8 protein-coding genes are annotated in these 9,933 nt (G+C 45.7%); 1 reads left to right on the top strand and 7 read right to left on the bottom strand.

Going from position 1 to position 9,933, the window contains the following annotated elements:
- Window positions 1–61: 61 nt before the first annotated feature.
- Entirely contained in the window at window positions 62–1,330 is a 1,269-nt protein-coding gene (locus NFR88_RS14685) for an argininosuccinate synthase (protein ID WP_251617140.1), read from the top strand.
- A gap of 44 nt (window positions 1,331–1,374) precedes the next feature.
- Here NFR88_RS14685 and NFR88_RS14690 read toward each other — a convergent pair whose 3' ends face one another.
- The 7 genes from NFR88_RS14690 to NFR88_RS14720 all read right to left on the bottom strand — a co-directional run bounded on the left by NFR88_RS14690 (window position 1,375) and on the right by NFR88_RS14720 (window position 9,706).
- Window positions 1,375–1,974 carry a cytidylate kinase-like family protein gene (locus NFR88_RS14690; RefSeq protein ID WP_160201710.1) on the bottom strand — a complete coding sequence of 200 codons (600 nt, stop codon included), beginning with the start codon at window positions 1,972–1,974 and terminating at the stop codon, window positions 1,375–1,377.
- A gap of 24 nt (window positions 1,975–1,998) precedes the next feature.
- Window positions 1,999–3,375 carry an ArsB/NhaD family transporter gene (locus tag NFR88_RS14695; RefSeq protein WP_307726239.1) on the bottom strand — a complete coding sequence of 459 codons (1,377 nt, stop codon included), beginning with the start codon at window positions 3,373–3,375 and terminating at the stop codon, window positions 1,999–2,001.
- Window positions 3,376–3,554: 179 nt separating this feature from the next.
- Complete coding sequence (gene carB, locus NFR88_RS14700) at window positions 3,555–6,731, bottom strand: carbamoyl-phosphate synthase (glutamine-hydrolyzing) large subunit (protein WP_251617142.1); 3,177 nt, start codon at window positions 6,729–6,731, stop codon at window positions 3,555–3,557.
- Window positions 6,731–7,831, bottom strand: a complete 1,101-nt coding sequence (gene carA, locus NFR88_RS14705) for a glutamine-hydrolyzing carbamoyl-phosphate synthase small subunit (protein WP_160201708.1) — start codon at window positions 7,829–7,831, stop codon at window positions 6,731–6,733. Before carA ends, carB begins: the two co-directional genes overlap by 1 nt.
- A gap of 203 nt (window positions 7,832–8,034) precedes the next feature.
- Window positions 8,035–8,757, bottom strand: a complete 723-nt coding sequence (locus NFR88_RS14710; RefSeq protein WP_251617144.1) for a carbon monoxide dehydrogenase — start codon at window positions 8,755–8,757, stop codon at window positions 8,035–8,037.
- Entirely contained in the window at window positions 8,754–8,915 is a 162-nt protein-coding gene (locus tag NFR88_RS14715; RefSeq protein WP_202620416.1) for a hypothetical protein, read from the bottom strand. The genes NFR88_RS14710 and NFR88_RS14715 overlap by 4 nt, the downstream gene beginning before the upstream one ends.
- The gene (locus NFR88_RS14720) at window positions 8,909–9,706 is read right to left on the bottom strand and encodes an acyl-CoA dehydratase activase (protein ID WP_251617148.1); all 798 of its coding nucleotides are present in this window, start codon (window positions 9,704–9,706) and stop codon (window positions 8,909–8,911) included. The genes NFR88_RS14715 and NFR88_RS14720 overlap by 7 nt, the downstream gene beginning before the upstream one ends.
- Between the last annotated feature and the right edge of the window lie 227 nt (window positions 9,707–9,933).

The following is a 9,933-nucleotide window of genomic DNA, read 5'->3' on the forward strand; positions in this document are numbered from 1 at the left end:
ACATGCACTGATTAATTTTTATTCACGATTATAAATATTTACATATTCGGAGGAACACACTATGGCAAAAGAAAAAATCGTCCTTGCCTATTCCGGCGGTCTGGACACATCCATCATCATCGCATGGTTAAAAGAGAACTATAACTGCGAAGTTATCGCAGTCTGCTGCAACACCGGGCAGAAGGAAGACTTCGATGCAATTGAAAAGAAAGCCTACGCTACTGGCGCAGACAAAGCCTACATATTAGATATTCAGGAAGAATTCATTACCGACTTTATCTATCCAACTTTAAAAGCAGACGCAATCTATGAAAACGACTATCTGCTGGGTACTTCCATGGCAAGACCGCTGCAGGCGAAGAAACTGGTAGAAATCGCTGAAGCTGAAGGTGCTTTTACCATTGCCCACGGCTGTACCGGAAAAGGTAACGACCAGGTTCGTTTTGAGTCCACTATTCATGCACTGAATCCTGCTATCAAAATCATCGCACCTTGGCGAATCTGGGATCTACAGTCTCGTGAACAGTGTATTGAATATGCGCATCAGCACAACATTCCGATTGCACAGACTGTAGAAAAAATTTATTCCAGAGACGAAAACATCTGGCACATTAGTCACGAAGGCGGCAATCTGGAAAACCCATGGAACGAGCATAAGCCTGACATCCACGTACTTTCAAAGACGCCAGAGGACGCACCTGACACTCCGACTTATGTAGAAATTGATTTTGAAAAAGGCATCCCTGTTGCTATAGATGGAAAGAAAATGGGTCCAATTGAGCTTTTAACCGAGTTAAATAAATTAGGCAGCGAGAACGGCGTCGGGACCATTGATATCATCGAAAACCGTCTGGTCGGCATGAAATCCAGAGGCGTATACGAAACGCCGGGCGGCACCATTTTATTCGCAGCGCATAAAGACCTGGAAAAACTCATTTTAGACAGAGATACCCTGCAGTACCGCAACATTGTCTCTCAGAAATTTGCGCAGCTGGTTTACGACGGTCTTTGGTTTACACCGCTCCGTGAAGCCATTTCCGCATTTGTAGACGAAACACAAAAGCTGGTAACCGGTACGGTAAGGATGAAACTTTACAAGGGCACCGCTTGGCCTGTTGCAAGTAAATCTCCATATTCCTTATACAACGAAGAGTTCGCAACATTTAGCGAAGATGAAGTGTACAATCAGAGCGATGCAGAAGGCTTTATCAACCTATTCTCTCTGCCGCTGAAAATCAGAGCAATCCAGAAGCAAAACCTGGAAGGCGTTCCTGAAGCACAAAAAGAACTGGGCAAAAAGATCTTTAAGGGCGGTTCTTTCGTAGAATAATATCCTCAAAAAAATTTAAGGCTGCCGGCATGGCAGCCTTACTTTTATCCTTCCATGAACTCTTCTACAAAATTTGTCAGCACTTTTACGCTCTTCTCAAGTCCCAGGACGGAGGAGTTAATCACCAGATTATATCCCCGGGAATCTCCCCACTTAGTATCACAATAATAGTTATGATATGTCTTTCTGACTGCGTCGCGCTGTTTCATCAGACCGGCTGCTTCATGGGCGTCACAGCCTTCCGTCTCTATCAGTCTTTTTATTTTCGCTTCTTTTTTGCCGTTGATAAAAAAGCTGACCATGTTAGGATTATCCCGGAGGATATATTCTCCGCAGCGGCCCACAAGAACAAAGGATTTCCCTTCTTTCGCCATGGTCTGCACGATTTCAAAGGTTTTTCTAGCCACATGTTCGGGCACGGATGTGGAAAAATCATCAAATCTTCTGGAAAACAGTCTGCTTACAGGTTTTTCATCCATCTTCTTTACCAGTTCCAACTCGTAACCGGTTTCCTTGGCGACAAGCTGCTGGATTTTTTCTTTATCGTAAAACGGAATGCGAAACGCTTCTGACAGCTGCTTTGCAACTTCATGTCCGCCGCTTCCGCTTTCTCTTCCAATCGTAATAATCAGTTGTTTTTTCATTTAAATTTCCTTTCTGTTTTATCTCTATACATATCTTGCGTACAGACACAACAGAGATATTCCGATAATTAAAATCGTGCCCGGTACGCAGTACTTACAATAGGTGCCCCATCCAATCGGGTGTCCTTCCTTGGCTGCGATAGAGGTTCCCACCACATTAGCAGAAGCGCCAATTGGTGTTGCATTACCGCCAAAGTCGGTCCCCAGTGCCAGCGTCCATGCCAGCATGGACAGATTGATACCCTGCGCCGCAGAGATAGACTTGATCACCGGAATCATAGTTGCTGCAAACGGAATATTGTCCACTAGTGCGCTGCACACAGCTGACAGCAGCAGAATGACCAGTAAAATCAGCTTGATATTTCCCTGACAGATATTCATAATGCCCTGCGCCATCAGTTCCAGTATGCCTGTTTCCTCTAGTCCTCCTACAGAAACAAATAGTCCGATGAAAAAAAGCAGCGTCTTATAGTCTACTTTTTTCAGCACTTCAACAGTCTTTTTCTTATCTTCCAGCACGATCATTCCAAGTATCGTAACCACCGCCATAATGACGCCGATTGTGGCAACAGTAAGACCAGTCTGGGCATGGGTCACCAGAAGAACAATAGCGCCAATGAAAATAACCACTGCATAGATAAACAGTTTTTTGTTGTGAATTGCTGTTACCGGCTCCGGACAGGACAGACCGCTTCTATCCATGGAATCGGTTGCTTTCAGTTCTTTTCTGAATATGAGAAGGAAGTAGGCCACGATAACGACAAAGCAGATTGCTACAATCAGCCCTGTATTTCTGGCAAAGTCAGTAAAAGTATAGCCTAAAGCTGTTCCTATAATAATATTCGGCGGGTCCCCGCTCATGGTTGCTGCGCCTCCCAGGTTAGCGCAGAAAATTTCTGCAATCACCATAGGAATCGGATTAAATTTGAGAAGTTTCCCTAAATCCACAGTCACTGCTGCTAAGAAAAGTACTACGGTAATACTGTCGATAAACATGGCAAGTCCTGCAGAAATGCACATAAAACAAATTAAAAGCGGTGTCACACGGTAGTTGACCATTCTGGCAAGAAGCAGACAAAGCCAGTGAAAGAATCCTGCCTCTCCAAGCCCTTCTACCATAACCATCATTCCTGCAATAAAAATGATTGTTGCCCAGTTGATTCCCATAGAGCCTTCTTCCCCTTCTCCTATCCAGAAACCGGACTCAAACAGGCTATCCAGACTCAGGGTTTGCAGCACGGCGTCCATATCCCGCATACAAAGACCAAAAACCAGTACCAAAACTAGTGCGCCGCTAACTAACGTAATGTAATGACGTTCAAATTTTTCCAGGACAATCATGACAAACATGCCCACAAAAATCAATACCGCCAAAATCGGTGCCAATATCTCCATTTTCATTTCATGCGCCGCGCTGCTTCTATGTCGCGCGGTTTACGCATATTCCTTTCTCTAGTATTATGTTATATTTTATTATTATGCCATTTTTCCGCAATTTTTTCAATGTTCTTTTCAGAAAATTGCCCATAAACAAGAGACTGTTTCAAAATGATACAGCCTCCCATGTTTATTTTTATCAATTACAGCGCTTCGTATGTCAGCTGTGCGCCTTCCTGTTTCTGTTTCACTGCTTTTGCAAATGCCCAAGCTGTATCCATACAGGTCAGCACCGGCAAGCCGTGCTCAATCGCTGCACGCCTGATTGGAAAAGTATCTGCGCCAATCTTATTGATGGCTTTCGGCGTATTAATAACAATGTGAATGTCTTCAGAAATTTTAGGGATTACATCGCGGTAATCGATAACTGCCGCCTTTATTCCATATTTCTTCAAATATACTGCCGTTCCTGCCGAGGCGTATAGAACAAATCCCATGTCCATGTAGTCCTTTATCACCGCTACGCTTTCCTCTGTTTTGTCATGGTCTTTGAGAGAAATGAACACGCCGCCTCCTGTTGGAATCTGTGTTCCTGTTCCCAGAAACCCTTTATAGATGGCTTTATCCAGGTCGGTATCGATACCTAATACTTCACCGGTAGACTTCATCTCAGGTCCCACTGCCACATCTACATCGGTCAATTTTGCGTCGGAGAATACCGGTACTTTTACAGCATAGTAATTTTGTGCAGGGTAAATACCTGTGCCATAGCCAAGATCAACCAGCTTGTTGCCAGTCATGACGGCTACTGCCAATTTTACCATCGGTACTTTTGTCACCTTGCTGAGAATCGGCACCGTTCTTGACGCACGCGGATTCACTTCGATAACATAAATCCGTTCGCCGTCCCAGACATACTGAATATTGACAAGTCCAACGATATGTAGCGCCCGGCAGATGCGTTTTGTAGCGAAAAGCAGTTCCTGCAGTACTTCTTCTGGCAACGAGTAAGTCGGATATACCGTACAGCTGTCTCCAGAATGGACGCCGGTTCTTTCGATATGTTCCATAATGCCCGGAATCAAGACATCCTCTCCGTCAGCTACTGCATCTACCTCAATTTCCTTGCCCTCAACATATTTGTCGATGAGGACAGGATGCTCGTGGGAAAGTTTTACCGCCTCCTTCAGATATTTCCGCAGTTCCTCATCGGAATAGACTACCTGCATGGCTCTGCCACCAATCACAAAAGACGGACGCACGACGAGAGGATAACCCAGACGTTCTACCGCCTCAAAGGCTTCCTCCTGGTTGCGCACCGCACAGCCTTTTGGCGCTGCAATATCTAACAGATCCAAAAGACTAGAGAACTTTTCTCTATCTTCCGCCAGATCGATATATTTATTCTGAGTGCCCAAAATTTTAATACTTCTTGCAGCCAGTTTGGATGCAAGATTTAGGGAAGTCTGCCCGCCAAACTGCAGAATCACACCTTCCGGTCTCTCCTGCTTAATCACGTTCATCACATCGTCTGTATGAAGCGGTTCAAAATACAGCTTGTCTGCTGTATCAAAATCCGTGCTGACCGTCTCCGGATTATTGTTAATGATAATGGACTCATAGCCCAGTTCCTTCAAAGCCCACACGCCTTGCACACAGCAGTAGTCAAATTCAATGCCCTGACCGATCCGAATGGGACCGGAGCCGACAACCAGAATTTTTTCATGGGTACTCTTTACACTTTCATTTTCCCCGCCATAGCTGGAATAGTAGTACGGCGTGACTGCGTCAAATTCTCCCGCACAGGTATCGACCACCTTGTAAACTGGGTAAATATCGTGATACAATCTGATATCCTGAAGGACCTCTCTTTCCATGCCGGTCAGTCCCAGAATCTCGTCGTCTGTAAAGCCGCGCTGTTCTGCCTCTCTGACTAAATCTGCCGTAATTTCTTCGCTCTGCAGCGTTTTTTCCATCAACACGATGCCCTCAATTTTATAAAGGAACCAGCGGTCAATTTGTGTCAGTTCAAAAATCTCTTCTACGCCGGCAAGTCCGCGCCGGAATGCTTCTGCGATACAAAATATACGCTCATCATCGCAGGCAAGCAATTTTTCCATAAGGCGGCTGTCAGAAAGTCCAGTTACGTACGGCACCCGCAGACCGGTTCCTTCGGTTTCTAAAGAGGCGATTGCTTTTAAGAGGGCACTCTCAAAGTTTCTGTCAATTGCCATGATTTCACCGGTGGCTTTCATCTGCGTCCCCAGTTTTCTGGAGGCAGTGCGGAACTTATCAAAAGGCCACTTTGGGAATTTTACGACACAGTAGTCAAGCGCCGGCTCAAAGCAGGCGCTTGAGCCTTCTGTCACGTAGTTTTTCAGTTCATCAAGACTGTAGCCGATGGCAATCTTTGCAGCAATTTTGGCGATAGGATATCCTGCCGCTTTAGATGCAAGTGCGGACGAACGACTGACGCGCGGATTCACTTCAATGACGATGTATTCATCCTTGTCCGGATTCAGCGCAAACTGTACATTACAGCCGCCTTCGATTTCCAGCTTTCTGATGATAGACAGCGATGCGTCCCGCAGCATCTGATACTGCCCGTCGGTCAGTGTCTGGGTCGGCGCTACGACGATGCTGTCTCCCGTATGCACGCCCACAGGATCCAAGTTTTCCATACTGCAGATAATGATGCAATTATTCTTGCCGTCCCTGATTACCTCGTATTCTACTTCTTTCCAGCCTGCTACAGACTTTTCCAGCAAAATCTGCCCGATCGCGCTTTTCTCGATCCCAAGCTGGCAGAAATGTTCCAGTTCTTCATCGTTGTGGGCAATGCCGCCGCCTGTGCCGCCAAGCGTATATGCAGGACGGATGATAACAGGATATCCAATTTCTTCAACAAAGGCCTTACACTCTTCCAGGCTTGTTGCGATAGTGCTCGGCGGAATGGGATGTCCTGTCTGCAGCATCAGCGCTTTAAATGCCTCCCTGTCTTCGGCTTTATGGATGGACTCTTTATTGACGCCAAGAAGTCTAACACCGTATTTCTCAAAGACACCTTTTTCGTCCAGCGCCATAGCAAGGTTTAGTCCAGTCTGTCCGCCAAACCCTGCCAGCACGCCATCCGGGCGCTCTTTTGCAAGAATCTGTTCCACAGCTTCTTCTGTAATCGGTTCCAGATAAACTTTATCTGCAATTCCCTGATCGGTCATAATGGTCGCTGGATTGCTGTTGATGAGAATAGTCTCAATGCCTTCTTCGCTGATAGCTTTGCACGCCTGCGTGCCGGCATAGTCAAACTCTGCTGCTTGTCCAATAATAATCGGACCGGAACCGATAATTAAAACTTTCTTTAAGGTAAAATCTCTAGGCATTACAGTCTTCCCCCTTTCATTAAGTCGATGAACTGATCGAATAAGTATCCAGTATCGTTTGGACCTGGATTTGATTCAGGATGAAACTGTACAGAAAAAACTGGTTTTGACAGATGTGCCATCCCTTCCACACTTCCGTCATTCAAATTCAGATGGGTCGCTTCCAGCCCTTTTAGAACAATACTTTGCGGCTGCACTGCGTAGCCGTGATTCTGGCTGGTGATATAACTTCTTCCAATATTTTTATCGAAGACGCCGTGATTGCAGCCACGATGTCCGTACTGCATTTTGTAGGTGCTGCCGCCGCAGGCAAGGGCGATCAGCTGATGTCCCATGCAGATACCGAAAATCGGCATTAAATCCGCGCCATAATTACTGTTGGTTATAAGCTTCTCGATAACGGCTACCGCTTCCGTTGCCGATGCAGGGTCCCCTGGGCCATTGGTCAGAAAAACGCCGTCAGGCTTTGCCTCCAAAATAGTCTTTGCTTTGGTACCGTAAGGGTAGATGGTCATACTGCAGCCTCGGTCTGCCAGTTCTTTGAGAATACTCCGCTTCACGCCCAAATCCAGCACTGCTACGTGGAAGTCACTTCCCGGCGTTTTTATTGTCTGTATCTCCTGCACGCCAGCAGTTTTCATCTGGTCTGTCGAAAGTTCTGTCTCTTCTGCAAGTTTTTTAATTTCACTGAGGGGAATATCTTCTGTGGTAATAACACACTTCTGGCTGCCGGTCTTTCTGAGCTTTCTCGTAATTTCTCTAGTGTCTACGCCGTAAACACCTGGAACACCCTGCTCGCAAAACCACTGGTCAATGGTCTTTACGCTGTGATGGTTGCTGGGTTTCATACATAAATCCTGGCATACTGCGCCCAGTGCATGAATTTTTTCTGACTCATAGTCTTCATCGTTAATCCCGTAGTTTCCCAAAAGCGGATAGGTCATGGTAATCATCTGTCCACTATAGGAAGGGTCGGTCAATGTTTTCTGATACCCGGTCATCGCTGTGTTAAAAACCAGTTCTCCCACGTTGGTAGTGCTGGCACCAAAGCCCTTTCCTTTATATATACTGCCGTCTTCTAGATAAATAAGTCCTTTCATCTGCCCTCCTTGTACTTTGTAAGTGATTCTGCGTTTCTTGCTGTTTTCTATTACATTCTAACGGAAGATTATACCAGTAAATTTATATTTATGCAATAGCTATTTTGGGATTTTTTTCAGTACAATCGAAGTAAAAAACTTGTGCAGCAGAACACAAACTTACATTCTATCGCACAAGTTTTATTACTTTTCTCATAATCATATTATTTCATTGCTACACCCGCTGCCTGAAAATGTAAACTGCGCAATCCCTCCACCTCATCGCAGACTGGCTTCAGACTGCACGCCCTGCAATCCATCACCAGATTGTCGAAAATCCGGTGCAGAGAAGCTGTGATTTCTTCCCCTTTTTTAGCCAGCATCGCCAACTTTTCGTAGGGAAAATCCGGCTGGGTAATGAATAAAATCGTGACGCATTCTACCTTCGGATGGGTATGGTATCCCTCTATGAATAAGCGCCCTACTTTCTCAAAAGTCATCCCTTCCCGCAGGGCTTTTTTTGCAATGCGAACAGGCTCGCGCATACCTGCAGCAGAAATCCTCATCATATAGCCCCTGGGAAAAACATGATACCTTGTATACTCTATCTTACGCAATTGTTCATAAGCCTCATCTTGTCCTGCAAAGCTGTTTTCTTCAACTTTTAAAAGGGTAATTCTTGCATAGGATGAATCCGTTTCAAGCTGCGGAAGGTCTGGACCAAAAAGCAGCACCTCGTCTTCGGGGACCAAACTTTCATCCGAGGTAAAGAAAAGCCCGCTGACCGCCGGCAAACTGCCGCCGCCCAACTCATATGCCATATCCTTTTTCATCACCATCTCAAAGTCATCTGTCTGCTGCCAGGCTTTTCCGCTACAGGACTGCACCTGCGCCTGCCCAGTCAAAGATAAAACCTCCTCAATCAATGCATCGTAGAGTTTCATCATCCGTCCATCCTGTCCCGTTTGATTCTGTCATAATGTCCATTTAGAAGAGTTCCCATCTTCGCTGCCATCTTCATATCTAAATTGAAAAAGAACACAACTAGGCTCAGCACAAAAAGCACTGCCAAAATACAGGCTATCATGAGTACAATTTTTAACATTTTGCCATTCCTTTCTGCCTTGCAAATTCCGCTGCGCCAAGTGCTCCCATCAGCTGCGGATCTACCGATAAATCGACAACTTCTACCTTCAGAACTTTTTGAATCGCAGCTTTCAAACCTTCATTTTTTGCACAGCCGCCGGTTAAAGTTACGCTGTCAGTCACGCCGGCTTTCTTTGCCATAACAAAACACCGTTTAGCCACAGATATCTGAATGCCTGCTGCAATTTCTTCCATGGGCTTTCCTTCTCCTACAAGGGAGATTACCTCACTCTCCGCAAAGACCGCACACTGCGCCGTGATTGGAATTGCGTTCTTTACGCCCAGCGACAGTTTTGAAAACTCCGGCAGGCTCATCTCAAAGGCGTTCGCCATCGTTTCAAAAAACCTTCCGGTCCCCGCTGCACATTTATCATTCATTGCAAAATTCAGTACAGTTCCATCAGTATCAACGGCGATGCCCTTTACATCCTGGCCTCCAATATCAATAATCGCGCGCACGTCCGGCGCCGCTGCATGAACCCCCATGGCATGGCAGCTTATTTCAGAAATGTTTTCGTCTGCGAACGGAACTTTATTTCTGCCATAGCCGGTGCCTACTAAATAGGTTAAATCCTCCGCATTTTTCAGTTCGGGAATTTGTTCCAGCGCAGCAGCCAGCGCATCCTGCGCACTGAGAACCGGATTAATTCTGCTTTTTAGAATCACGGATGCTACAATTTTTGCAGTCTCATCTAGAATCACGCATTTTGTATATGTACTTCCGGCATCACAGCCGCCAAAATATTTCATCGTCTTCCTCCGTTTGTATTAAGTTATTTCACAGTTTTGTTTTCACTGTTTTGATTTGTTTCTATTAGCTCCCATCACTCACCAAGCGGAAATTGGGCGGGCTCCATTATACGACTAGCGTCTTGCCACTCACTCTGCTCGTGGGAACTAGTCGTAGAGTGCCACGTGCTAAAGCACTGCACTCCTGACAGGGGACCTACTACAATTCGCTTCGCTTATTGAGTTAG

It is taken from the genome of Senimuribacter intestinalis (assembly GCF_943192965.1).
GTDB lineage: Bacteria > Bacillota > Clostridia > Peptostreptococcales > Anaerovoracaceae > Senimuribacter > Senimuribacter intestinalis.

What these genes read in the sequence shown, in the direction of transcription:
- NFR88_RS14715 (WP_202620416.1), bottom strand. Translation starts at nt 8,915, where the DNA reads ATGTTAAAAATTGTACTCATGATAGCCTGTATTTTGGCAGTGCTTTTT.
- NFR88_RS14710 (WP_251617144.1), bottom strand. Translation starts at nt 8,757, where the DNA reads ATGATGAAACTCTACGATGCATTGATTGAGGAGGTTTTATCTTTGACT.
- carA (WP_160201708.1), bottom strand. Translation starts at nt 7,831, where the DNA reads ATGAAAGGACTTATTTATCTAGAAGACGGCAGTATATATAAAGGAAAG.
- NFR88_RS14720 (WP_251617148.1), bottom strand. Translation starts at nt 9,706, where the DNA reads ATGAAATATTTTGGCGGCTGTGATGCCGGAAGTACATATACAAAATGC.
- NFR88_RS14685 (WP_251617140.1), top strand. Translation starts at nt 62, where the DNA reads ATGGCAAAAGAAAAAATCGTCCTTGCCTATTCCGGCGGTCTGGACACA.
- NFR88_RS14695 (WP_307726239.1), bottom strand. Translation starts at nt 3,375, where the DNA reads ATGAAAATGGAGATATTGGCACCGATTTTGGCGGTATTGATTTTTGTG.
- carB (WP_251617142.1), bottom strand. Translation starts at nt 6,731, where the DNA reads ATGCCTAGAGATTTTACCTTAAAGAAAGTTTTAATTATCGGTTCCGGT.
- NFR88_RS14690 (WP_160201710.1), bottom strand. Translation starts at nt 1,974, where the DNA reads ATGAAAAAACAACTGATTATTACGATTGGAAGAGAAAGCGGAAGCGGC.